At 34.4% G+C, this 24,985-nt stretch carries 18 protein-coding genes; 11 read left to right on the top strand and 7 right to left on the bottom strand.

The features are described from left to right. Positions 1-97: 97 nt before the first annotated feature. On the top strand, positions 98-1,267 hold the full coding sequence (locus tag ABC346_RS19715; protein WP_413236479.1) for an FtsW/RodA/SpoVE family cell cycle protein: 1,170 nt from the start codon (positions 98-100) through the stop codon (positions 1,265-1,267). Positions 1,268-1,334: 67 nt separating this feature from the next. On the opposite strand, the gene ABC346_RS19710 is transcribed toward ABC346_RS19715, so the two are convergent. Together ABC346_RS19710 and ABC346_RS19705 are read right to left on the bottom strand one after the other, a co-directional pair. Continuing rightward, a complete protein-coding gene (locus ABC346_RS19710) occupies positions 1,335-2,210 on the bottom strand; it encodes a transporter associated domain-containing protein (protein ID WP_413236478.1) in 876 nt (291 codons plus the stop codon). Between the two features lie 133 nt (positions 2,211-2,343). Next, positions 2,344-4,275 (bottom strand): ABC-F family ATP-binding cassette domain-containing protein, encoded by a 1,932-nt coding sequence (locus ABC346_RS19705; RefSeq protein WP_413236477.1) that lies wholly within the window; start codon positions 4,273-4,275, stop codon positions 2,344-2,346. A gap of 146 nt (positions 4,276-4,421) precedes the next feature. On the opposite strand from ABC346_RS19705, the gene ABC346_RS19700 reads away from it, so the two are divergent. Then, positions 4,422-5,051, top strand: a complete 630-nt coding sequence (locus ABC346_RS19700; RefSeq protein ID WP_413236476.1) for a redox-sensing transcriptional repressor Rex — start codon at positions 4,422-4,424, stop codon at positions 5,049-5,051. A gap of 97 nt (positions 5,052-5,148) precedes the next feature. On the opposite strand, the gene ABC346_RS19695 is transcribed toward ABC346_RS19700, so the two are convergent. Together ABC346_RS19695 and ABC346_RS19690 are read right to left on the bottom strand one after the other, a co-directional pair. Beyond that, positions 5,149-5,346 carry a YdiK family protein gene (locus ABC346_RS19695; protein ID WP_413236475.1) on the bottom strand — a complete coding sequence of 66 codons (198 nt, stop codon included), beginning with the start codon at positions 5,344-5,346 and terminating at the stop codon, positions 5,149-5,151. Between the two features lie 3 nt (positions 5,347-5,349). Further along, positions 5,350-6,048, bottom strand: a complete 699-nt coding sequence (locus ABC346_RS19690; RefSeq protein WP_413236474.1) for a CPBP family intramembrane glutamic endopeptidase — start codon at positions 6,046-6,048, stop codon at positions 5,350-5,352. 278 nt (positions 6,049-6,326) lie between these two features. Between ABC346_RS19690 and groES the strand changes: the two genes are divergently transcribed. From groES to ABC346_RS19655, 7 genes are all read left to right on the top strand, one after another. Beyond that, a complete protein-coding gene (groES, locus tag ABC346_RS19685; RefSeq protein ID WP_011065061.1) occupies positions 6,327-6,608 on the top strand; it encodes a co-chaperone GroES in 282 nt (93 codons plus the stop codon). Between the two features lie 61 nt (positions 6,609-6,669). Beyond that, on the top strand, positions 6,670-8,304 hold the full coding sequence (groL, locus tag ABC346_RS19680) for a chaperonin GroEL (protein WP_413236473.1): 1,635 nt from the start codon (positions 6,670-6,672) through the stop codon (positions 8,302-8,304). Positions 8,305-8,642: 338 nt separating this feature from the next. Next, positions 8,643-11,177: a GH39 family glycosyl hydrolase gene (locus ABC346_RS19675; protein WP_413236472.1), complete on the top strand. Its 2,535-nt coding sequence runs from the start codon at positions 8,643-8,645 to the stop codon at positions 11,175-11,177. A 513-nt stretch (positions 11,178-11,690) separates the two neighbouring features. Beyond that, a complete protein-coding gene (locus ABC346_RS19670) occupies positions 11,691-14,441 on the top strand; it encodes a glycoside hydrolase family 3 protein (protein ID WP_413236471.1) in 2,751 nt (916 codons plus the stop codon). 73 nt (positions 14,442-14,514) lie between these two features. Further along, a complete protein-coding gene (locus tag ABC346_RS19665; protein ID WP_413236470.1) occupies positions 14,515-16,851 on the top strand; it encodes a glycoside hydrolase family 3 C-terminal domain-containing protein in 2,337 nt (778 codons plus the stop codon). Positions 16,852-17,245: 394 nt separating this feature from the next. Continuing rightward, positions 17,246-18,775, top strand: a complete 1,530-nt coding sequence (locus tag ABC346_RS19660; protein ID WP_413236469.1) for a BCCT family transporter — start codon at positions 17,246-17,248, stop codon at positions 18,773-18,775. 181 nt (positions 18,776-18,956) lie between these two features. Beyond that, positions 18,957-20,018, top strand: a complete 1,062-nt coding sequence (locus ABC346_RS19655; protein ID WP_413236468.1) for a tartrate dehydrogenase — start codon at positions 18,957-18,959, stop codon at positions 20,016-20,018. A gap of 112 nt (positions 20,019-20,130) precedes the next feature. Here the strand turns inward: ABC346_RS19655 and ABC346_RS19650 are convergent, their stop codons facing one another. Next, complete coding sequence (locus ABC346_RS19650; protein WP_413236467.1) at positions 20,131-21,192, bottom strand: 2,3-butanediol dehydrogenase; 1,062 nt, start codon at positions 21,190-21,192, stop codon at positions 20,131-20,133. A 176-nt stretch (positions 21,193-21,368) separates the two neighbouring features. Between ABC346_RS19650 and ABC346_RS19645 the strand changes: the two genes are divergently transcribed. After that, on the top strand, positions 21,369-21,959 hold the full coding sequence (locus ABC346_RS19645) for a TetR/AcrR family transcriptional regulator (RefSeq protein WP_413236466.1): 591 nt from the start codon (positions 21,369-21,371) through the stop codon (positions 21,957-21,959). A 99-nt stretch (positions 21,960-22,058) separates the two neighbouring features. Here ABC346_RS19645 and ABC346_RS19640 read toward each other — a convergent pair whose 3' ends face one another. Beyond that, on the bottom strand, positions 22,059-22,607 hold the full coding sequence (locus tag ABC346_RS19640; RefSeq protein ID WP_413236465.1) for a cell wall hydrolase: 549 nt from the start codon (positions 22,605-22,607) through the stop codon (positions 22,059-22,061). An 881-nt stretch (positions 22,608-23,488) separates the two neighbouring features. After that, positions 23,489-23,842: a UPF0715 family protein gene (locus ABC346_RS19635; protein ID WP_413236582.1), complete on the bottom strand. Its 354-nt coding sequence runs from the start codon at positions 23,840-23,842 to the stop codon at positions 23,489-23,491. A 525-nt stretch (positions 23,843-24,367) separates the two neighbouring features. Between ABC346_RS19635 and ABC346_RS19630 the strand changes: the two genes are divergently transcribed. After that, positions 24,368-24,958 carry a CalY family protein gene (locus ABC346_RS19630; protein WP_413236464.1) on the top strand — a complete coding sequence of 197 codons (591 nt, stop codon included), beginning with the start codon at positions 24,368-24,370 and terminating at the stop codon, positions 24,956-24,958. Positions 24,959-24,985 lie beyond the last annotated feature (27 nt).

Below are 24,985 nucleotides of genomic sequence, written 5' to 3'. Positions count from 1 at the left end.
CTGATTCGAGGTTTTTAGACATTTTTCGAGCTTTTCGTTGTGGGTAAGTGTTTGGTTAAAGAAGGATATTAACAGGAAGAAATTTGGTGGGAATCCGATGAATAAAAAACAAAATTATTATTTTCAAACTGATTTGATTCTGCTTTTTTTAGGATTTGTAATCATTAGTTTATTAGCTATTTATAATGCGCAGCAAATTGACCAAAATAATACTAATTTTGTCATTAGACAAATTGCTTTTTTTGGTATTGGTGTTTGCTTTGTGGCAGCGGTACAATTTATCGATCTCGAGCAGTTATATAGAGGTAGTATATATATCTATTTAGGTGGAGTTTTCTTGTTGGGACTGTTACTCATCAGTCCGGATGCAATTGCAAGGGAAATTAATGGTGCAAATAGTTGGTTTACTTTACCTGGATTATCCATTCAACCCGCTGAATTTGCGAAAATGTCAACGATATTATTTTTAGCTGCTACAATTACTAAGCACAAAGAGAAAATAGAAGTTCAAACTATAAAGACGGATATTAAACTTTTATTGAAGTTAATCATCTTCACATTGATTCCAGTAGGATTAATTATGCTGCAACCTGATTTTGGTACATCGATGGTGTATTTGTTTATTGCAGGAATGATGATTATTTTATCAGGTATTAACTGGAAGATTATTGTTTCACTAATTCTTGGGTTGGCATCTCTGGGAGCTGCTGTCATAGGAGTGATAATTCGATTTCCACAGTTTGCGATCGATGTATTAGGAGTAGCCTCTTATCAAGTTGATCGGATTATGACATGGTTTGATCCGTCACAACAATCAGCGGATGCGACGTTTCAGTTTGAACGATCACATATGTCATTGGGTTCTGGACAATTATTTGGTAAGGGAATGAGTGGTTTAGAAGTACAATATCCAGAGGCGCATACAGACTTTATCTTTTCTGTAATCGGTGAAAGCTTTGGATTTATTGGAAGCGCGATTGTGATATTTCTTTACTTTATGCTTTTATACCGTTTAGTAACTTTAGGATTAAGCATCTATAAACATTCTCCGTTTGGCACATATTTCTGCTTTGGATTTTTAAGTTTGATGCTTGTCCATGTATTTCAAAATATCGGGATGACAATTGGTATCATGCCGATTACAGGTATTCCGTTACTGCTCATTAGTTATGGAGGGAGTTCTGTCATGTCCACCATGTTAGGGTTGGCAGTAGTATACCGAGTAGCAGTCGAGCATACGATACAAAATGACTATCTATTTAAATAAATTAAAAAAACTCTCTAAATCCAACGTTGTGGATAAAGAGAGTTTTTTAATCTATTATGAAATTGATTCAACTAGGTTGTTTATGAAATTGATCGATGTATGTTACGCCTTCTTCATAAATGGTTGCAATTGCAGATTGTATTTGTTGTGACGTATGTTCAGTTATTTCAAATTGCACATTTTTATAAAGAAGATTTGGTTTCTCGTGATTGGCAGGAGTATAGCCTAATTGATCGATTAAAAAATCACTTAAAGTATCAAAGTTCTCTTCAGGAAAAGTAATGCCCAGTATACCTTCTAATTCATACAATGGTGAATTAGCGTTAATGCGGTATCGATTTCCAGCCAATTGTTGGATAAAGGAAGGTTTATTCAATACATAACTATCATCTTCTTGAAGCACATCTGTAACCATTTCTTTGACCATATCTTCAGTTGTAATCAATCCTTCTGTTCCTCCATATTCATCTAAAACAACTGCAAGTGCAATCTGTTCTTTTTGCATATCCTTAAATGCAAGGTCTACACGTTGTGATTCTAAGATAAAGAAGGGATCATGCATGATATTCCGAAGTTGAAACTTGGTGGTATCATTATGATTATGTAAGTAAGATAGTATGTCTTTTACGTGGATAATTCCAACAATTTGATCGATATCCTCTTCAAATACAGGATATCTATTATATGGTCGGTTTATAATAACATCCATTACTTCCTTATAAGATAAATCCACTTCAAGCACACACATATCTATGCGATGAATAACGATATCCGAAATATGTTTATCATTAAATTCATAGATGTTTGTTTCAGATTCAGCTGATGCGTGCTCTCCTACATTTTTAAGCACACTTGTATTGATTACCAGCAGACCTTTTCTCCAAGCAACAAAACATGCTATGCCTACCATTAGACTAAACAAACTTATCAGCGCTATCGTCAAAATTTAACGACCTCCATGATTTATTATTATATACTTATCCGGAACCATGTCATCAATGAGACAGACCGCATATTAAAAAACAGGCAAGTTTAAACTTACCTGTTGATAATTATAAACGAAGATGAATATTTTTTCAATTGTCTAACTCTTCTAAGCTTGTCCATTGCTCTAGTAAGTCATCAAGTTTTTGTTTGTACGTGTTTGTTTGTTCCGTTAACTCTAATGCTTTTTCATGATCTTCATACACTTCTGGTAACGTCATTTGTTCTTCTAAATAAGCAATATGCTCTTCTACGGATTCAATTTGCTTTTCAAGTTCAGCAATCTGTCTTTTTCGTTTTCTTTCTTCGCTTTGTTTTTGCTTCTCTTCTTTAAAATTACGTTTTTTATCAGTAACGGTTGTTGATTGTACTTCTTTTTCCATCTGAAGACGTGCAAGTTCTGCTTCTTCTGCTTTTTTCTCTAAATAATAGTCATAGTCTCCAAGGTACATTTTAATTCCTTGTGAGCTCATTTCAGCCACTTGGTCTGCGATTCGATTAATAAAATAACGATCATGTGAAACAAAGATAATCGTACCAGGGAAATCTGCTAATGCACCTTCTAACACTTCTTTACTATCAATATCTAAGTGGTTCGTTGGTTCATCTAGAATAAGCAAGTTTGCTTTTTGCATTTTTAATTTAGCTAATGCTAAACGTGATTTTTCTCCACCACTTAATGCAGAAACTGGCTTTAACACATCATCCCCAGAGAATAAGAAATTACCTAGAATCGTACGAATATCTTTTTCGTTTACTAAAGGATACTCGTCCCATAATTCTTGAAGTACGGTTTTATTCGAATGGAGTTCGGTTTGCTCCTGATCATAGTAACCAACTTGTACATTCGTTCCTAATTGAATGTCTCCTTCAAAGGGAGATTCTTTTTCCACAATGGTCTTTAGTAACGTTGTTTTTCCGATCCCGTTTGGACCTACTAATGCGATTCGTTCTCCACGATTTGCATGGAGATTAACATGACGGAATGTAGGTTCTTGTTGCTCTTCATAACGGAAGCCTAAATTAGAGATTTTTAACACGTCATTTCCACTACGACGATTAATTTGAAATGACATCGAAGCGGATGATTCATCACCCATTGGACGATCCATTCTATCGATTTTTTCTAATTGTTTCCGTCTACTTTGTGCTCGTTTTGTAGTGGAAGCACGGACGATATTCTTTTGAATGAATTCTTCCATTCGTTTAATATCCGTTTGTTGTTTTTCATATTCTTTCATTTCTTGTTCGTAATCAAGTGCTTTTTGTTCCAAGTATTTACTGTAGGTACCGTGGTATTTTCTAGAATGATGTCTAGAAATTTCATAAACGATCGAAACGGTTCTATCAAGAAAATAACGGTCGTGGGAAACAATCACAATAGCACCAGGATAATTTACAAGATAACCTTCTAACCATGTTAGTGTATCAATGTCCAGATGGTTTGTAGGCTCATCGAGGATGAGTAGTTGAGGTTTTTGTAGTAATAATTTACCAAGAGCAAGTCTTGTTTTTTGTCCGCCACTTAATTCGTTAATCGGTGTTCCATAATCGTAATCACCAAATGAGAGTCCAGTAAGTACCGATTTTATATCCGATTCATACGTATAACCACCATTTGTTTGATAGCGAACTTGTAAGTTATCATATTCTTTTAAAATTGCTTGGTAACTAGCTTCATCTATTGCAGTAGGATCTGCCATTTTTGTTTCTAATTCACGTAACTTTTTCTCCATCTGTTGTAAATGGGAAAATACATCCGCCATCTCATCCCATATTGTTTTACCTGATTCTAACTTCATATGTTGTGATAGGTAACCATAGGTAAGATCTTTCGGTTTGAAAAATTCTCCTTCGTCATGAGAGAGTTCATTTGCCATTATTTTTAGTAGTGTCGATTTTCCTGCACCATTTCTTCCAACGATGGCTATTCGATCTTGGTCCTTTATTTCTACTTTTATATTAGACAAAATCTCTTCTGCGCCAAAAGATTTTGATATTCCGTTTAATTGCATCAGTATCATTTCATTGTCACCTCATAATACTAGTTTAGCTTATCGCCATAGAAGCGACAATATTATTGTGAAAAATGTCACGACTTCTAAGGAATAATCTGTTAAAATAAATATAGTATGATAATTATTCTAAGCATTGAAAAGAGGAAGGTCGTATGGAACAAAACAAGATTCCGCAAGCAACTGCAAAACGCTTGCCATTATATTATCGTTTCATTAATAACTTAAATCAACAAGGAAAAAAGCGTGTTTCATCAAAAGAATTAAGTGAAGCGGTTAAAGTAGATTCCGCAACCATTCGTAGAGATTTCTCTTACTTCGGTGCACTAGGTAAAAAAGGATACGGATACAATGTCGAATACTTACTAGGTTTTTTTAAAAGTACATTAGATCAACACGAAATAACAGAGGTAGCATTAATAGGTGTTGGAAATTTAGGTACAGCTTTCTTACATTATAATTTTATGAAAAACAATAACATCCGTATTACCATTGCATTTGATGCTGATGAGAAAAAGGTAGGCACCGATATCGGAGGAGTTCCAGTCTATCATATTGACGAACTAGGGGAAAGATTAAAGGACACAGAGGTTGCGATTCTAACGATACCTGCAGATGAAGCAGATGCAATTGCAAATCAACTGGTCGAACATGGTGTTAGTGGAATACTAAATTTTACACCAGCAAGAATTACAGTACCAAGCCATATTCGTGTACATCACATTGATTTAGCGATCGAACTTCAATCACTTGTATATTTTCTTAAACACTATTCATTACAGTAATTAATTCACTATTTTAAATCGATTATTATGTAAGCGGTTGTCAAAATCCGAAGTTTTTAGAAAAGAATTAAAGAAAAAGTAGACTGCAATTAACAGTCTACTTTTTCTTTTTTCTTATTTTATTGTGATAACCGAACATCTTGAAGGAAACAAAGAAGCATAATGCAGAAACAGCTGCAAAAATTAATGTAACAGTATTCCAAACCGTGCTGTCCTTACTTTGAACCCCGAAATATATAAAAGCAATTCCAACGAGAAAGTATAGAATTGCTCTTGTTAAATAAGGATGTTTCATGGATTAACCTCCAAAGAATATCATTTGCATCTCATCTAACATTCGCTGCAGCTCCTCAGGATCAATATTATATTGCATTAATAAAACAAAGGAGTTCATCCCTGCATGTACGATTATAGGAACGATAATTCGTTTTGTTTTCACATAAAGAAATGCAAATACAAATCCCATGGATGCATAAATGAGAATATGCGTTGGATCTAAATGAATAAACCCGAATATAACAGCAGAGAGTAACCCAGCGAAAAAGAAATTCATTCGCTTATAAAGCTCACCGAATATAATTTTGCGGAAGATAATTTCTTCTAATATTGGTGCAAAAATAGCCGGTACGATCATAAAGATGGGTGCTGCTCGAGTAATATCCATAATTTGTTGGGTGTTCTCTGAACCAGGGTCAATCCCTATGGCTATTTCAATTTGGGCAGCAATACCTTGCGCGAATAAAGCCATAAACACACCGAGGATGGACCACAGGATTATGCTTTCAATTCCTGCAGCGTTGTCGTTTCGCATTTGCATATCTGGTTTTAGAAAGAATAGCGTAACAACCACCGCTAGGCCAAAGGAGAATATCGACCAATAAATAGTTGCATCAGTGATAGATAATCCGAAAACCACTGTTAAAATTGGTGAAAAAAGCAACCCTGAAAACTGCATAATAATATATGTAAGAATGACATACCAATATCTACGACTCAAATAAAACGCTCCTTTATCATGTACTGTACTAATTACTATAGTTTAACATATGCATATATAGTTATTATAATCAGAACAAGCTATTAAATGAAAAGAAAATGCAGTATTATTTTTCAATATTTGATTGCTACATATATTGATTAAAAAATATAAATTCTTCACTCTCTTTTGCTTGCATTTTTTTATAGAATTAATTATTATAATAATTGTGATTAGCACTCAACTGTTAAGAGTGCTAATAAAAATAAAATGAAATCGAATTAAGGAGGCATTTCTACATGATTAAACCATTAGGAGATCGTGTTGTTATCGAACTTGTTGAACAAGAAGAAACAACTGCAAGCGGAATCGTACTTCCAGACTCTGCAAAGGAAAAACCGCAGGAAGGTAAAGTAGTAGCAGTTGGTTCTGGACGTGTAGAAAATGGAGAAAAGATCGCTCTTGAAGTTTCAGAAGGAGATCGAATCATTTTTTCTAAATTTGCTGGTACAGAAGTGAAATATGAAGGTACAGAATACTTAATTCTTCGTGAAAATGATATTTTAGCTATTATTGGCTAGTCTCTTATGAAAATTTAGAATGAATAATAAATACGTAACTACATTCAAGGAGGAATAAAGAATGGCTAAAGACTTAAAATTTAGTGAAGACGCTCGTCGCGCAATGCTACGTGGTGTAGATACATTGGCAGATGCAGTAAAAGTTACGCTTGGACCAAAAGGACGTAATGTAGTATTAGATAAAAAATTCGGATCACCTTTAATTACTAATGATGGTGTTACGATTGCAAAAGAAATTGAGTTAGAAGATGCATTTGAAAACATGGGTGCACAATTAGTATCTGAAGTTGCATCAAAAACAAATGATGTTGCTGGTGACGGTACCACAACTGCAACTGTTCTTGCTCAAGCAATGATTCGTGAAGGATTGAAAAACGTAACTTCTGGTGCGAACCCAGTAGGTATCCGTCGCGGTATTGAAAAAGCTGTTGAGTTAGCAGTTCAAGAATTAAAAGGAATTTCACAGCCAATTGAAAGTAAAGAAGCTATTTCCCAAATTGCTGCTGTATCTTCTGGAGATGAAGAAGTTGGTCAATTGATCGCTGAAGCAATGGAACGTGTAGGTAACGACGGTGTTATCACAATTGAAGAATCTAAAGGATTCAACACAGAGTTAGAAGTAGTAGAAGGTATGCAATTTGACCGTGGTTATTCTTCTCCATACATGGTGACAGACCAAGATAAAATGGAAGCAGTTTTAGAAGATCCTTATATCTTAATAACGGATAAGAAAATTGGTAATATCCAAGAAGTATTACCAGTGTTAGAACAAGTCGTTCAACAAGGTAAACCACTTCTAATGATTGCTGAAGATGTAGAAGGCGAAGCGCTTGCTACATTAGTAGTAAACAAACTTCGTGGAACATTTAATGCAGTAGCTGTAAAAGCTCCTGGATTTGGTGATCGTCGTAAAGCAATGCTAGAAGATATTGCAGTACTAACTGGTGCAGAAGTAATTACAGAAGATCTTGGATTAGATCTTAAATCTGCTGGTATCGAGCAATTAGGTCGCGCTTCAAAAGTTGTTGTAACAAAAGAAAACACAACAGTCGTAGAAGGTTCTGGTGACCCTGAAGCAATTTCTAGCCGTGTAGCACAAATCCGTGCACAAGCAGAAGAATCTACTTCAGATTTCGATAAAGAAAAATTACAAGAACGCCTAGCGAAACTAGCTGGTGGTGTAGCAGTCATCAAAGTTGGTGCAGCTACAGAAACAGAATTAAAAGAACGTAAGCTTCGTATTGAAGATGCGCTTAACTCTACTCGTGCCGGTGTTGAAGAAGGTATGGTTCCTGGAGGCGGTACAGCTCTTGTAAATATTCATCGTCAAGTAAGTGAACTAACTCTAGATGGTGATGAAGCAACTGGTGCAAGCATCGTTCTTCGTGCTTTAGAAGAGCCAGTACGCCAAATCGTACACAATGCTGGACTAGAAGGTTCAATCATTGTTGAACGTCTAAAAGGTGAAAAAGTTGGTATTGGTTACAATGCTGCAACTGACGAATGGGTAAACATGGTAGACGCAGGTATCGTTGACCCTACAAAAGTTACTCGTTCGGCACTACAAAACGCAGCATCTGTAGCAGCTATGTTCCTAACTACCGAAGCAGTAGTCGCTGATAAGCCTGAAGAAGGCGGCGGTGCACCTGCAATGCCTGATATGGGCGGCATGGGTGGAATGGGCGGCATGATGTAATAAGCCGTTTCAACCCTTGATATGTAAAGCATTTTGAGGAATTGTACCAATATGTTAAAGACAGATATATAGTAAGAGGCTTCTCATTAGTTGATTCAACTTCTGAGAAGCCTCTTTTTTTGTAAGCATTATTGTGAAATTTTTGATTTCTAATAGCCCAGGTTAGCACAAGACTGTCCTTTTCTTCTTTGCTTTATTAACGAATGGTTTATTGCTATAACAAAGTTATCAAGAACAAAGGTAGGCTTACATATGTTTAGATATAAGAAATGATTTAGTTAAAACTCTTGAAAAATTGTGTAAATATTTTTCTTATGCTAAAGTATGGATGAATTATTATGGACGAGGGATGGGTAAACATGCAGTACCAATATGAGCAGATAGATTATCAAGTTGATTTACCAATTAACATTTTCACACATACAGTAGAACAATTTCCTTTTCATTGGCACGAAGCTACGGAAATTCTTTTTGTGTTGGAAGGCGAATTAGATATTAGGATTAATCAAGATGACTATCTACTGAAAATGGGAGATATTTTTCTTGTGAATGGAAATGAACTACATTTTATTAACTCTAGAACAGTGTTTGGACAAACTCATGTGTTGGCTCTGCAATTTGACAACAGGTATTTTAAGAAGCTGGGCATTGATGTTGAACAAAAAAGATTCTATATGAACTCAGGAGATGTTGAAGAAGAATCTATTTTTGTCTTAGATGAAATCAAATATATTCTAGCCAATATGATGGATCTAGTATTGAATAAAAAAAACCTTTACAGTCTTAAGGCTACGAAAATGCTATTAGATCTTGTGATTCTTCTTCTAGAGCATTTTGAAGTTCCGACACCAACAAAGAATAAGCAATTGAAAGATGAAGAAAGACTTGTAAAAATACTTCAATATATGAATGAACATTGTATAGAAGTACATTTTGGACTACAGAATGTAGCAAAAGAGTTCTCATTAAATCCACACTATTTGTCGAGGTATTTTAAGTCAAATGTAGGGGTTTCTCTAAAGAAATATTTAGATAATATGCGTTTGAACAAATCATTGTTTACCTTGCGAACCACAGATGAGACTGTTACTGATATAGCTCTTAAGTTTGGATTCCCAGACAGTAAAGCCTATTACAGAGTCTTCAAGGAAGTGTTAGGGATAACACCAATGCAGTATCGAGGTCAATATCGAATAGAGCTCAAAAAGGGAATTATAAATGATTATCTGAGCATCAATAGCAAGGAGTCATTTGCAAATCTATTCAAATATCTAAATCGTAAGGATATTGGCGATTTACCAATAAAAAAAGAGGCAATAAAAACTATTGATGTTACCAATTTTTCAAACAAGATTACTCGATCTTTCACAAAATTAATAACTTTTGGATATGCTCCCCATGCCCTGAGAAAAGATTTCTATGAACAATTGCAACAGGTTCAGGGTGAAATAGGATTCGAATACATTCGATTTCATGGAATTTTTTCAGATCAACTCATGGTATATAACGAGAAGTCTGATGGATCCTATTACTTTAATTTTAATCACATTGATTCTCTATTGGATAATTTAGTTGGTATCGATTTAAAGCCTTTTATTGAAATTGGTTTTATGCCGAAAAGTTTAGCAAGTAATGAAAATAAGATATTTTGGTGGGAAGCATTTGTGTCACCTCCAAAGAAAATGGATAAATGGCTTAAATTATTGGATTCTTTTATCAGACATTTGATTAATCGATATGGAATGCAAGAAGTAAGAACATGGTATTTTGAGTTCTGGAATGAACCTGAAGTTCAACATTTCTGGGGTGGTACAAGACAGGAGTTTTTTAACTTTTATGCTGAAAGCTATAAATGTATTAAAGCAATTGATCCTGAAATAAAACTTGGAGGATTTGGAACAATTGACTTTTCCAAAAATCAAAATTGGCTTAATGATTTTGATCACTTTGCCCAAAATGAAAAAGTTGATGTGGATTTCTTTTCATTTCATGTTTACAATTTATCGAAAAAACTTTTACCCAAACCCGAATCGATTCAAGCGGTCGGTGAAAATGAAACAGGAACCGTTATACAAAATATAGCTGAATCTACAGGTATTATGCTGGGTGATGAAAATAATTTTACAACATGCATTGATCAGATCATTAGTAAGAGCAAAGAATTGGCGTCACTAAATCGAGAACTTTGGATAACAGAATGGAACGCAAATTCTGATAGTAGAGATTTATTACACGATACATGTTATATGGGAGCTTTTATAACTAAAAATGTTATAGAAAACTTTGATAAAGTAAAAGGAATGGGTTTTTGGACGTTCACTGACATATTTGATGAGTTTCAATTGGAGCAACCACTCTTTCATGGTGGGTTTGGATTATTGACCTATAATGGTATCAAAAAAGCTGGATATCATGCCTTCTTCTTCCTAAGCAGACTTGGTGAATATTTAGTTTCAAAAGAAGAAGATATGATTGTCACTAAAAGCGGTGAAGATTACCAAATCATACTTTTCAATTATAGCCATCCCAATCATTTATACAGCGTATTTGATTATTCTCAACTGTCCCAAACTAGTCGCTATAAGGTATTTGAAAATGAACGTGTCAAGTCAATTCAGTTAACTTTGGAGGGCTTACATGGTGAGTATATAATTAAGAAGCAATATGTTAATAGACAACAAGGGTCTTCCTATGATGCTTGGGTAGATACCGGAGCACCTAGTGATATGGACAATGACACAGTTAACTATATTAAAGGAAGGGCGGAACCAGGAATTAAAATACAATATATTTCTGCCAAGGGAAAATATAGTTTTCATTCGTTATTAGAACCTCATGAAATACAATTGATTGAGATAAAACGCCGGTATTGATAACGATAATTAAGTCTGAAACTCCATACATAAACACAAAAGTAATACCAAATAGACAGTGTCATGGATAATGGCACTGTCTATTTTACTATAAAAGTCAATAATCGGAATAGCATTTCTTAAATATTGGAATGTGTTTCATAGTGTTGGATAGTATATTTGAATTAACCTGTAGGAGAGCGCTTTCCCATAAATAATTTTAAATGCAATAAAGGGGCAGAGAGGAAAAATCTTGAATGGTTTACAAAATAGTTTAAAAAAATAATTGAAGTGTGAATTTTTAACGCATGAATGGAAGCGTTATCTTGTTGTTATTCAAGTTGATACTACTACTCATAAGTTTAATTAATGTTATACTACTTGGTTTGTAAGAGCAAGGTGCATTATTTAAAGATCATATTTTCTTATATAACTAATAGGTAGTCAGAATAACAACGCCTTCAAATATAAATTTTAAACAGATATCTTGATATATGTGAAATGAAATAAAGCAAAAGCTGGGGGGGGAACATCATGTTAGAATACTTCAAAAAAAGAAAATATAAGAAGCAAGAAATATTGCAACAAGTGAAGGAAGATAAGGTAAAACAAAAAGAAAAAAAGCAGGAAATTAAAGCTTTACCAAAAGAAGAGCGTAAGGAAGCAATTTCAAGCAATAAACTATTGCAAAAAAAGGAGAAAAAACAAAGAAAAGAAGAAATTAAATCGTTAAGCCGTAAAGAAAGTAAAGCAGCAAAAAAAGAAGCTAAGGTGTATAAAAAGTTAAAAAATAGACCAAGGCGTTTCACGGGCTGGGCGGTCTTTGCTGCATTGTTTTTATTTATTGGTGTAACAGTAGGACCGACAGTTACAACCATAGTTGAAAACATGAGTGGTAAACATATTACTATTGATACAACAAGTGCAGAAGCTGTTCAAGCAAGGGAAGCTGCTGATATTGTTTCAGAAAAGATTGCAAATGAAGGATTAGTTTTATTAAAAAATGAAAATAATTCCCTGCCATTAGAAGATAAAAAATTGAATGTATTTGGTTCTACAGCCTTTACTTTTAAATATGGTGGGGGTGGTTCTGGTGCTTCAGATTTGACTCGTGCTGTGAGTTTATTTGAAGCCCTTACGAATGCAGGTATTGAATATAATAAGGAATTATATGATTACTATGTGAAGTTGCCAGAAATAAAAGAAACGACAGGAAATTCGGACACGGGTATTGTTCAAGTTGTTAAGGGATTTTTAAGTAATGATGAGGAAGCTGGTGAACCAGATCTTCCAGATACTACAATAGCTCAAGCGAAAGAGTACTCCGAAAATGCGATGATTATTGTACAAAGTGATGCCGTAGAAGCTTCAGATGTAAATGAAAATCAATTAAAATTATCAGATGAAATGCATAATTTAGTTGAAAAAGTAGCTGGAAACTTTAGCAACGTTACAATTGTAGTAAATGCTGGTAACACCTTAGAACTAGGTTTTGTTGAGGAATATCCAAGTATTCAATCTGTTATTTGGGTTGGAACACCTGGGCCATTTGGAACGAATTCTCTTGCTAAGGTATTATCAGGCGAAATAAACCCTTCTGGACGTATTACAGATACGTATGCTTACGATGTTGAATCTTCACCAGCGAGTGAAAATTTTGGGGACTACCAGTATGAAAATTTAGATAAAGCTTACCTTAACTATGAAGAAGGAATTTATATAGGATACAGGTTCTACGAAACTTTCTATCAAGGAAATGAAGATGGGTACAATGAAATTGTTCAATTTCCATTTGGATCTGGTCTAAGCTATACAACATTTGACTGGAATATAGTTAATCAAGAATTAAATAGCGATTCTATTGAATTTCAAGTAGAAGTAACAAATACAGGTGAAGTTGCTGGTAAAGACGTCGTTCAAGTTTATTATTCTGCTCCTTATACACCAGGAGGAATTGAGAAGTCAGCTATTAATTTAGTTACATTTGAAAAAACCAAATCATTAGAACCGGGAGAGTCTGAAGTATTAACTATTCAATATGATACAAGAGACATGGCTTCTTATGATATGGAAAATGAGAACTATATTTTAGAAAATGGAACTTACGAAATTAAACTTGGTAAGAATGTCCATGAAATCGACAGTACAGTAAACTATGAATTAGCTGAAGATATTTTGTACCAAACAGATGCTGTAACAAGAACAGAATATCAAAATCGTTTTACTGAATCAGAAAACGAATTAACAGTTCTTTCTCGTAACGATTGGGAAGGAACATATCCATCAGATCAAGATGACTCAAAAATTGCAACTGATAAAGTAATTGAAAGAGTACAGGGGCATGAATATAACAATGACGTACAGATGCCAACGACAGGTGCTGATAATGGACTTAAATTGGAAGACCTAAAAGGGTTAGATTATGATGATCCTTTGTGGAGTGAATTCTTAGACCAATTGACTGTGGATCAAATGATCTCTTTTGTATCAGAAGGTGCTTATCATACAAAAGAGATTGATGAACTTGGTGTTCCGAATACAGTTTTAATGGATGGACCTGCCGGGTTTAGTTTCTTCGGCTTCAAACAGTTTGCAGCCGGCGCTTACCCAACGGAGATCGTTGTGGCATCCACTTGGAATAAAGATTTAGCATATGAGATGGGTGAAATGATTGGTCAAGAAGCACAAGCCTACGGAATTGGCGGATGGTATGCTCCAGCTCTTAATATTCATCGTTCACCAAAAGGTGGAAGAAATTTTGAGTATATGTCAGAGGATCCTGTATTAAACGGCATGATTGGTGCTGGTATGTCGAAAGGTGCATCAGATCAAGGTGTTATAGTATTCATGAAACACTTTATCATGAATGAGCAAGAAACAAATGCACGTTCAGGGATGCTAGTATGGTCTAATGAACAAGCGATGAGAGAAATTCACCTACGTCCTTTTGAAATAACAGTAAAAGAGGCTGGTGTAAATGGTGCAATGTCTAGTTTTTCTTTCATTGATGGGAAATGGGCAAATCCTGCATTATTAAATGGAATGCTAAGAGATGAGTGGGGATTTGAAGGTGTAGTATCTTCAGATGCGGTGTTCGGATTTATGAAAGCACCCCAAGCTATTACATCCGGTAATGATTTAATGTTAGATATAATGACTGTTCCAAATCAAATTCAGCTTTTAGAAGAAGCATATGAGGAGCATCCAGAAGCAATTACAGTTGGATTGCGAAATAGCATGCATAATTCACTTTATGCAACACTTCAAACGTATCTGTTTAACTAAAAATATTATTTAATAGAGCAAGAAGGCGGACTAAGTTTGCCTTCTTGCCAATTAACTTTAGGGAAGGTGTAGAATGAAACATAAAAATATTATTAAACAAATGACTTTGGAAGAGAAAGCTTCCCTCATGTCTGGACATAATTTTTGGAATACAAAAGCAATAGAACGTCTTGGAATACCATCCATTATGCTAACTGATGGACCACATGGACTACGAAAACAAGGTGGGAAAGCGGATCACTTAGGATTAAATAAAAGCTTACCAGCAACTTGTTACCCAACAGCAGCAACGTTAGCAAATAGTTGGGATAGGACACTTGTGAATAACGTAGGACAAGATATCGGTAAGGAAGCTCGTAGTGAGAAAGTAAGTGTCTTACTTGGACCGGGTTTAAATATTAAACGTAATCCTTTATGTGGTCGTAATTTTGAATATTTCTCAGAAGATCCTTTTCTGACTGGTGAACTTGCCAGTGAAATGGTGAAAGGAATTCAGTCCAATGGCATTTCAGCTTGTCCTAAGCATTATGCAGTCAATAGTCAAGAACATATGCGTATGACAATTGATGAAATTGTAGATGAACGTTCACTTAGAGAAATATACTTATCAGGCTTTGAAAAAGTTGTAAAAAAGAGTAATCCTCATACCATGATGTCTTCTTATAATAAGGTGAATGGTGAATATGCAAACGAAAATCAACATTTAGCAAATGACATATTATATTCTGAATGGGGGTTTGATGGTGTTGTTGTAACGGACTGGGGTGGAAATAATGACCGTATTGCTGGTTTGAAAGCTCATAATCAATTAGAAATGCCGTCTACAAATGGAATTACTGATAAAGAAATTGTTGATGCAATACATGAAGGAGAACTAGATGAATCAATCTTAGATGATGCTGTAGATCAATTATTATCTCTTATAGAGAAAGTGCGTTTAGATGATAAAGAATCAGTACAAGTAGATTATGTAGAGCACCACAATAAAGCAATAGATGCTGCTCGTCAGTCTATGGTACTGCTTAAGAATGAAGATAATATTCTTCCGCTTAAATCGGGAACTAAAGTAGCGGTTATTGGTGATTTTGCACAAAAACCAAGGTATCAAGGAGCAGGTAGTTCTTTAATCAATCCCTATAACTTAAGTAATCCACTTAAAAGTCTAGAAGATTCTTTTTTAAATATCGTTGGTTACGCACAAGGATTTAAGCGTATGGGAGGAAAAAGTAGTAATTTACTGAAAGAAGCAACAAGCCTTGCAGAATCTGCTGAAACAGTCATTTTATTTATTGGTCTTGATGAAAGTAAAGAAGCGGAGGGAGTAGATCGAGAAGATTTAAAACTGCCTCAAAATCAGCTAGACCTTGTCGAATCTGTAATACAGGTAAATAAAAATGTGATTGTGGTTTTAGTTGGTGGTGGAGCACTTGAATTACCTTTTGCAGATCATGTACAAGGTATTTTGCATACCTACCTTTCTGGTCAAGGTGGCGGGGAAGCGGTAGTTGATCTTCTTATCGGTAAACACAATCCAAGTGGTAAATTAAGCGAAACATTCCCAATTCAATACAGTGATGTGCCTTCCTCGGATTACTATCCGGGAGACCAAGCAACAAGTGAACATAAAGAAGGGTTATTCATCGGCTATAGATACTTTGAAACAGCTAATCTACCGGTGCATTTTCCTTTTGGATACGGGCTTTCTTATACTACATTTGAATATAACAACATTAGAATCGATGGTTTAACTGTTAGTTTTGATCTGACAAATACAGGTGAAATGGCTGGAGCTGAAATTGCACAGTTGTATATTGAAAAAGTAGATTCGAAAATTTTTCGTGCGAAAAGGGAACTAAAAGGTTTTGATAAAGTCTATTTGGACCCTGGTGAAACGAAGCGAATTACGATAGAGTTAACAAAACGAGATTTCTCTTACTATAATACTGTAATAAATGATTGGGAAATTGAAACGGGAAATTACAAGATTCAAATCGGTAGTTCAATTCAAGAGATTCATTTAGAGGAAATTATTAATATGGATGGTGTTGTTTCAGCATTATACTTAAAAAATGAATTTCCAAACTATGCATCGGCAAGTGTTAAGGCTATTCCTGATGAAGAATTTGAGAGAATATTAGGAAGAAAACTTCCACCGAAAAATTGGGATCTTGATAAAGAATTAGAAATGAATGACACTATTAACCAAGCACAATATAAGAATTGGTTGGGAAAAACGTTATATAACTTCATTATCTTATTCCATGTTTTCTTCAAGAAGGTTGGAAAACCATTAACGGCTAATAACGTGTACTTTGTTATCAACATGCCATTTAGGCAAATTGACCGCTTTTCAGGTGGAAGAGTCAGTAAAAAGACTGTTGAGTTATTTTTAAGCTGGATTAATCGATGATAAAAAACGGAACGACTTAACTACTTTTCACCAGAAGCTAATGATTATTTAGTGAAAACTATCCACGAAAAATTTCAACTTATGTTGACTGCTGAGAACAGAACTAAGGAAAATTATACTTGTGCAGGTATTGCTTTCTGAAAGCTTAATTCTTACTTATATAGTTATTACAGCTAAAAACGAGTTATCCTCTAAAATAAATTTAGAGGATAACTCATTTTAGGTTATAAGTACTATATCTTGACAAATACTCACACGAACTGTAACATTTAACGCTGTGGTAAATAAATTTAAGATGTAACTTAAACCTCACATACTACTGACTCAATAGGATAAATTAAGGTCAGTAAATCATTATGTGAGTTTTTTTGTGTTGATTTGAAAGGAGCATATTTTGAAGAATATAAAGAAACAAAATCACACTATAGATAAACCAGTACTTTTTCTAAGTGGAGGGGCGTTACTTGCCTTTGTAGTATTAGCCTTGATAAATAAGGACATGGTTACTGATGCGGTTAATACAATGTTTAATTGGTCGGTAACTTACTTTGGCTCCATTTACCAAATTCTAATGGTTGGAACCTTGTTCATTGCATTAATTCTTGGGTATTCCAAGTTTGGTAAGATCCGTTTAGGAAAACTGGAGAAACCAGAAATTGGAACCTTTAAATGGATATCGATTATAATGTGTACGCTACTTGCAGCTGGTGGTGTTTTTTGGGCAGCTGCCGAACCATTAAGTCACTTTTTAACTGTACCTCCTCATTTCTCGGGGATTGAGGCAGGAACACCTGAAGCAATAGTACCAGCACTTGCTACAAGTTTTGTCGATTGGGGTTTTGTTTCTTGGGCAATCTTAGGAACATTAGGTACGATTGTATTAATGTATTCCCATTATCACCGAAACGCACCATTAAAACCAAGATCATTACTTTACCCGATATTTGGGGATAAAATTATGAAGAAAAGTGCATTAGGAACCTTTGTTGATGCTTTTTCGATTGTATCTGTGGCAGCAGGGACGATTGGCCCGATTGGCTTTCTTGGCTTACAAGCTGGTTATGGTTTAAATGCGTTATTTGGTATACCAAATAATTTATTGATGCAATGTCTTATCGTTGCAGTAATTGTTATTGCCGCTGGGATTTCTGCTGCAACAGGTATTCATAAAGGAATACAAATTTTAAGTAGCTATAATATTGTTCTTGCTGTTGGATTAATGATCGGTGTCCTTATCTTAGGACCAGCATTATTTATATTTGATAACTACGTGCAATCATTTGGATTATATGTCCAAGACTTTTTAACGTTGAATACTTTCCGAAGTGATGGTGCTTGGCTCGGATTATGGACAATTTTTTTCTTTGCTTGGTTTATCGGTTATGGTCCAATGATGGCTATGTTTGTTAGTCGTATATCGCGTGGCCGTACAATTCGTGAACTAGTAACTGCTGTTGCAGTAATAGCTCCTGTTGTTACAACATTTTGGTTTACGGTTGTTGGGGGAACAGGAATCTTTTCGGAAATGAATAATCCTGGATCTGTCTCTGATGCTTTAAATAGTGCTGGACCTCCAGCAGCTATGATTGCAATTGCAGAGCAGCTGCCTTTCGGAACTATATTTGGTTTCCTATTCCTACTAGCAACTATTATTTTTGTACTAACAACAACGGATTCTATGTCATTAACTATTTCGATGGCGATCACTGGTCACGGAGATCCAGCTAAGTATTTACGTGTGATTTGGGCAATTCTTATGGGGCTCGTCGCAACGGTACTGATTACTATAGGTGAAGATAGTGTTGGATCCCTGCAATCATTCATCGTAGTCACGGCTGTTCCGGTTTCCTTGCTCTTGTTAACCACATTTTGGACAGCACCACGTGTAAGCCGTGAATTAGCTAAAGAACAAAAGATTGATTAAACGAAAAGGAGCTGACGTCTACGTTAGCTCCTTTTGTATTCGTAGGAAGAGTATAAGTAATTTAGAACGTTTAAAACAAAAAATTCCAATATTTCATTGATTGGAAAAATACATTCAATTATACTTTAACCATAATGAGGTCTAGTAAGTACAGGAAACTAAAGACATAAGGGGAGTAGAGATGAAAAAATATAAGATTGCTAATATTCCGGGAGATGGAATTGGAAAAGAAGTCGTACCTGCAGCAACTAAAGTTTTGGAAGCTATATCAGATATTCACGGAGGAATAAGGTTTGATTTCACTGAATTTCCTTGGAGCTGTGAATATTATATGGAATACGGTAAAATGATGTCAGAGGATGGATTAGAGATTTTAAAGGATTATAATGCAATATTTTTAGGAGCAGTTGGTAATATACAACTTGTGCCAGATCATATTTCATTATGGGGGCTTTTAATCAAATTTCGCAGAGAATTTGAACAAGTTATTAACTATAGACCTGCAAAAGTTCTTCCTGGAGTGAAATCAAAAATAGTTAATCCAAAAGACTTTGATCTTATTGTAGTTCGAGAAAATAGTGAAGGGGAGTACAGTGAAGTTGGTGGCAGAATCTTTCGAGGGGAAGATGAAATTGCCATTCAGAATAGCATCTTTTCAAGAAGAGGAACTGAACGTGTTATGCGGTTTGCTTTTGAATTGGCTGCCAAACGGAAAAAACATGTAACTAGTGCAACGAAATCTAATGGCATCGTTCATTCCATGCCATTTTGGGATGAAGTGTTTAATGATGTTTCAGGAGATTATTCTGGAATTGAAACGGACTCTCAGCATATTGATGCTTTAGCAGCTTTCTTTGTAACGAATCCGGAGAAATTTGATGTTATTGTAGCTAGTAATTTATTTGGAGATGTATTAAGTGATTTAGGAGCGGCCATTATGGGAAGTGTAGGAGTTGCTCCTGCAGCAAATATTAATGTTAATGGAAAGTATCCTTCTATGTTCGAACCGGTGCATGGGTCAGCTCCTGATATTATTGGAAAAAATATTGCGAATCCAATTGGACAAATTTGGACTGCTAAATTAATGTTAGATCATTTTGGAGAAGAAGAATTAGGCAGCTTGTTATTAGATGTGATTGAAAACACAACTAATAAAGGATTTTTAACTCCAGACCTAGGTGGGAAACATACCACAGCGGAGGTAACGGACGAGATTATTCAAGGATTGAGAGCGCGTTCTTAATCGAATTATCGTTAGAGTGAATGCTTTAATTTGGTATGTAATTAGGGGTTACATAAAAGAAGACAGGTGTGTTATACCTGTCTTCAAATGATTATTGTTCTCCAATACTATCTTAGATTTCTCCACTTAATTCAACCAGGATTTTTGCCTGTGTTAAATCACTGGATAGAGAATGGAATCCGTCTTCTACGATATTGTCTAGTTTTACTTTCTTCGTCATAATAGGATTGACATCAATATTTTTATCCATAAGGATATCAATAGATTTCTTGAAAGTCTCGAACTCATATCCAAGCGAAGAGGATAACTTAACACCTGATGTCATTAAGGAAATTGGATTAAACTCAAAGTCTCTAGCATGAATGGCAACAACGACTACATTTCCTTTAGGTTTAGTAGCACTAATTGCTGAATCAAATGTTGGCTTAACACCAGCTACTTCTAAACTTGCATCCACGCCTTCAGGATAGGTTTCTTTAATATAAGCAACTGCATCTTTATCTTTTGTATTAAGAACTTGTGTTGCTCCTACCTCTTTGGCTTTATGAAGACGATCTTCAGATAAATCAAAGGCTAATATTTCTTTAGCACCAGCTGCCTTAGCTGCTACAATGACAAATAATCCAATTGGTCCACAACCAAATACAGCAATAGTATCTCCATCTTTTACTTTTGCCTCTTTCACTGCTTGAGCTGCTACAGATAAGGGTTCTACAAGTGCAGCTTTATCCAATGGTAATTCTTTAGGGATGGGTACAACATTCTCTGCAGGTGAGATCATATATTCAGCGAAAGATCCATCTGTGTGCAATCCAGCAGAATAGAAATCATAATATCTATCCGTTTCAGGAGAATGTTTACCAGTTGTAACTACGGGATTGACTACTACTCTATCACCTTTTTTGAGATTTTTAACATTGCTTCCAACCTCTTCAACAACTCCCGAAAATTCATGACCTAGAACTAATGGTGCTTTTTCACCAGTCAATTTATTTGGGTTATCTGTCTGTATTAAAATTGGACCAATTTCATATTCATGAAGGTCTGTTCCACAAATTCCAGACCAACTTACTTTTACTTTAACATCATTATCTTTTACTTCTTTTATGTCTCTTTCTTCAACTCTAACGTCTTTTTGGTTATACCAAACTGCTGCTTTCATAGTATTACTCATATATTGTTTCCCCCCTATAATTATGATAAATTGATTATTGATAAAACGCTTCCAGTAGTGGAAGACAAGTTCAATATATCACGAATTAAAAAAAGAACGATAAACACTTTACGTATATTTGAATCTTAAACAACAATTATTATGTTAATGTCGATTAATGGAATGGAGCTACTCGTATGGAAAATAATGTAGATAGAAGAGTCAAGAAAACTAAATCTGCATTGAAAGATGCTTATATAAATTTAGTAGAACAATATTCAGAGAAGGAAATAACTGTGTCGATGGTTACACAAAATGCTGATGTAAATCGTGCGACTTTTTATTTACATTACTCTAATAAAGCGGAATTTCTTGAAGAAATTTTATATGATGTTCTAGAAGGATTAAAAGAATCGATCTTGTTTCCTTTTCAAAACGAACAAAAGATAAATGTAAACAAATTAACCCCGACCACAGAGCGTATTTTTCAATATATTGAGAATAATAATAGAATCTTCTATGCACTAAATATCGGTCATACCCATTTCAAAAAGGAATTAGAATTACTTTTTTATACGATTTTTTCAAAGGAAATATCTATCGAGACAAATCCATCGTTCGGCGATTTAAATTATGACATTTTCTTACACTATCAAACAAATGCGACATTGGGGCTGATTCTCTATTGGATAGAAAGTAAATTTCATTATTCTGCATCGTATATGATGGATCAATTAACGATTATTTCAAACACACAAATAGTTAATTTGAACAAGAATATACATTAGGAGTTTTCTCTAGCAGCGAGTGACTAATTCTCTACAAAAAAAGACTGGAATAAAGAACCATCTTTATTCCAGTCTACATGACTTCCTATTTATCTTGTGTTAATCCTTAAATACATGATTTCCAATAATTTCTGTCGTAACCTTATCATCTAACCATCTACTTGTTGCTGTGTCTGGATTATAGAAATATAAACTTTCAGTTACGAGACTTCTGTCTGTGTACAGGGCCTCTTCAACAGCATTTATACTGGACTTACCAGCAGGATTGTTAATTTTACCATTACTAACAGGGGTAAATTGCTTGTCTTGATTAATTACTTCAGAAACAGTGTCAGGAAAATGATTGCTATCTACTCTATTTAATACTACAACAGCAACAGCCACCTTACCTTCGTATGGCTCTCCTTCTGCTTCAGCGTGAACAAGTCTTTCTAATAAATCTCTTTCCTTATCCGTCATATCAACTGTCGCTTCATCTATATAAATCATATCTAATTCCTCAACATTAGATTTATGATTACTGAGCTGATGCATGCTTAACTTATTGTCTTCGTCTATTTGATCATCTGCCTCTGCAGCATTAGCATCAACAGGAGTTAGAATGATTAGTAAAATGCTAGTTACTAATATTGTTATTACTTTTAACATAGGTAAATCCTCCTATTATATATACAAATAAGAAGCAGGAATTTTCCTGCCAAGATATGAATCTAACATGTATTGCATAACTTTTAAAGGGTTTTGCACAAGTAATTATTTCCTTATTTAGTGATTATTTGTATCTTATGTTACAAATTCATGGTTATTTTGAATAACCAAAGATAGAGTAGGGTAATGGTCACAAAAGGATTTCCAGTTAACAGAAACTGGTAGAAGTGGTAGTACAAAGAAAGAGATATATTCCTTCTTCGCTCTTTTTTAGTATTTTTACAAATATTAAATATAAGATAATAGACTTATGTAAGAGATTACTTACAAAAAACGGAGTAAATGGAAGAAATTCTTGATAAGCAACTAATAATCACTCGAATATTAGTGTAGAGAAGCGAGACAATTAGTATACACTGAGAAGTCAGGTTGTAATTCTTCTATTACTCACATGAATCTTAATTCGAAAGTCAAGTGATTGATGTAAAAGTAGAGGAAAACCAACCTCTTTTATCTATCCACAGCTTAAATTTTTCCTAAGCGATATTCAATAAATGAGAGATTTTTCAGTTCAATTAGGGGGAACAAAGTGTTAGCAAACGTATTTCAGAAAAATATGTATTGCTAATTATATAAAGCAGGTAATGGTAATTACATCATGGAATTAACAGATAATCCAGCTTTATTATGGGCTGTATCTGTATATGGAGTTTTGGTATTTATTTTTCCAAGAGAATTTCACAGTAAAGATTTTATTTTAGTCGTGTTTGTTTTGGTAGTTTATTAGCACTTGTACGGGAAGCGGAAGTATTATTACAATTCATCAAATACCTTTCTTTGCTATATTACGAATGAATTCAACTAAAGTACCTTTGTTATGGTTAACTTATACGATCTTCCCTCATTACTAATGAATCTACTACCCAAAAAATAATAGCATTTAAAGTTGCCATCCAAAATAATTCTGTAGAAATATGTACAGTTAAGCTTATTTCTAGCACTGTCGGAAGTAAGATAAATGTCGCAAAAAAAGATACCGACAAGTAGATTATTAGATATTTCAATGAGTATATTTGGGGCTTTCTTCGGAGTATTATCTGTGTTGGGAAAGCGATAAAAAGATAGCAGAAAAAATAAATAATAGATACAACAATAAAGCCTAAGAAGTCAAAATAAGGATAGTACACCAAAAAATAAACCAAACTTGCCATGAAAGATGATACTAAAAGGCAAATGTAAATCTGTAATAAAATAAAAACGCCTCCTCAAAACACAAATCATTTTCCATTTTCTTAATTATAACAGAATCAAATATGATTGATTTTCCAAAAGAGTTTCCTAACCTTGTATTTGTACTGGTTTTTATCAAAAAGTCGAAATTTGTAAAATAGGATAATCATCCTGCTATAGGCTTTAATATAAAAAAGCCGTTTTTTTATCTAGAAAATCCCCCTCTAAATCCCTAAAAACTCCTTTACAAATAGTGGACATTTCTACCATTTTTTGTAATCCGACATTAAAAGTAGTTAATATTCATTATTTTTAAATTATTCAATTAAATCGACATGTACTGACACCTTTTCTGTAATAATTTTGTTATATTATCTCTAACAACTTGGCCCATTCACTTATATTCTTTGAATATTAGGAGGTGTGGTATATCGTTTCAAACTAACACTTTTCTTCAAAAAACAAGAAATGATGTCAATGTTTGAGGATGGCTGGAAAAATGTATAAGTATGAATCTTGGAGGAGATGAAATGAATTTAAAGAAAAAATTAAGTGCTGGAATTTTATCAGCTACATTGGGTTTAACGCTAATTGGAGGGGGAACGTATGCTTATTTCAGTGATCAGGAGGTAACGAATAATTCATTTGCTGCTGGAACATTAGATCTTTCTGTAGACCCTACTGCAATTATTCAAATTGAAAATTTTAAACCAGGAGATGTGATGTTACGTGAATTTTCGTTATCGAATGCTGGTAGCCTCAAAATTGAGAATGTGTTTTTAGAAACAAATTATTCTGTCACGGACAGTAATAGTGACAACACAGATGATTTTGGTAAGCATATTAAAGTGAATTTTTTATGGAATTGGAATCAAGAAAGTGAACCGGTGTTTGAAACTACTTTATATGATTTAAAAGAAATGGATCCAGATGTGGTGAAGAGAGATATTTGGGACCCTTTATGGGAACAACATGGTGGTCTCGAAACAGAAGAAATACATGATTTTTGGGTAGAGTTTGAATTTGTTGATGATGGAGAAAATCAAAACGAATATCAAGGTGATAGTTTAGAATTAGAGTGGATTTTTAATGCAACGCAATCATCTGGTGATGATATTTAAACGAATAGGATGGTGAGCGATTTGAAA

The sequence above is a fragment of the Oceanobacillus phoenicis genome (genome assembly GCF_047238145.1).
In the GTDB taxonomy this organism is placed as follows: Bacteria; Bacillota; Bacilli; order Bacillales; family Amphibacillaceae; genus Oceanobacillus.
This window is presented reverse-complemented; position numbering and strand designations above follow the sequence as displayed.

Coding starts and splice junctions, on each gene's coding strand:
- ABC346_RS19715 (WP_413236479.1), top strand. CDS start 98: ATGAATAAAAAACAAAATTATTATTTTCAAACTGATTTGATTCTGCTT.
- ABC346_RS19705 (WP_413236477.1), bottom strand. CDS start 4,275: ATGATACTGATGCAATTAAACGGAATATCAAAATCTTTTGGCGCAGAA.
- ABC346_RS19700 (WP_413236476.1), top strand. CDS start 4,422: ATGGAACAAAACAAGATTCCGCAAGCAACTGCAAAACGCTTGCCATTA.
- ABC346_RS19695 (WP_413236475.1), bottom strand. CDS start 5,346: ATGAAACATCCTTATTTAACAAGAGCAATTCTATACTTTCTCGTTGGA.
- groES (WP_011065061.1), top strand. CDS start 6,327: ATGATTAAACCATTAGGAGATCGTGTTGTTATCGAACTTGTTGAACAA.
- groL (WP_413236473.1), top strand. CDS start 6,670: ATGGCTAAAGACTTAAAATTTAGTGAAGACGCTCGTCGCGCAATGCTA.
- ABC346_RS19675 (WP_413236472.1), top strand. CDS start 8,643: ATGGACGAGGGATGGGTAAACATGCAGTACCAATATGAGCAGATAGAT.
- ABC346_RS19670 (WP_413236471.1), top strand. CDS start 11,691: ATGTTAGAATACTTCAAAAAAAGAAAATATAAGAAGCAAGAAATATTG.
- ABC346_RS19665 (WP_413236470.1), top strand. CDS start 14,515: ATGAAACATAAAAATATTATTAAACAAATGACTTTGGAAGAGAAAGCT.
- ABC346_RS19655 (WP_413236468.1), top strand. CDS start 18,957: ATGAAAAAATATAAGATTGCTAATATTCCGGGAGATGGAATTGGAAAA.
- ABC346_RS19650 (WP_413236467.1), bottom strand. CDS start 21,192: ATGAGTAATACTATGAAAGCAGCAGTTTGGTATAACCAAAAAGACGTT.
- ABC346_RS19645 (WP_413236466.1), top strand. CDS start 21,369: ATGGAAAATAATGTAGATAGAAGAGTCAAGAAAACTAAATCTGCATTG.
- ABC346_RS19640 (WP_413236465.1), bottom strand. CDS start 22,607: ATGTTAAAAGTAATAACAATATTAGTAACTAGCATTTTACTAATCATT.
- ABC346_RS19630 (WP_413236464.1), top strand. CDS start 24,368: ATGAATTTAAAGAAAAAATTAAGTGCTGGAATTTTATCAGCTACATTG.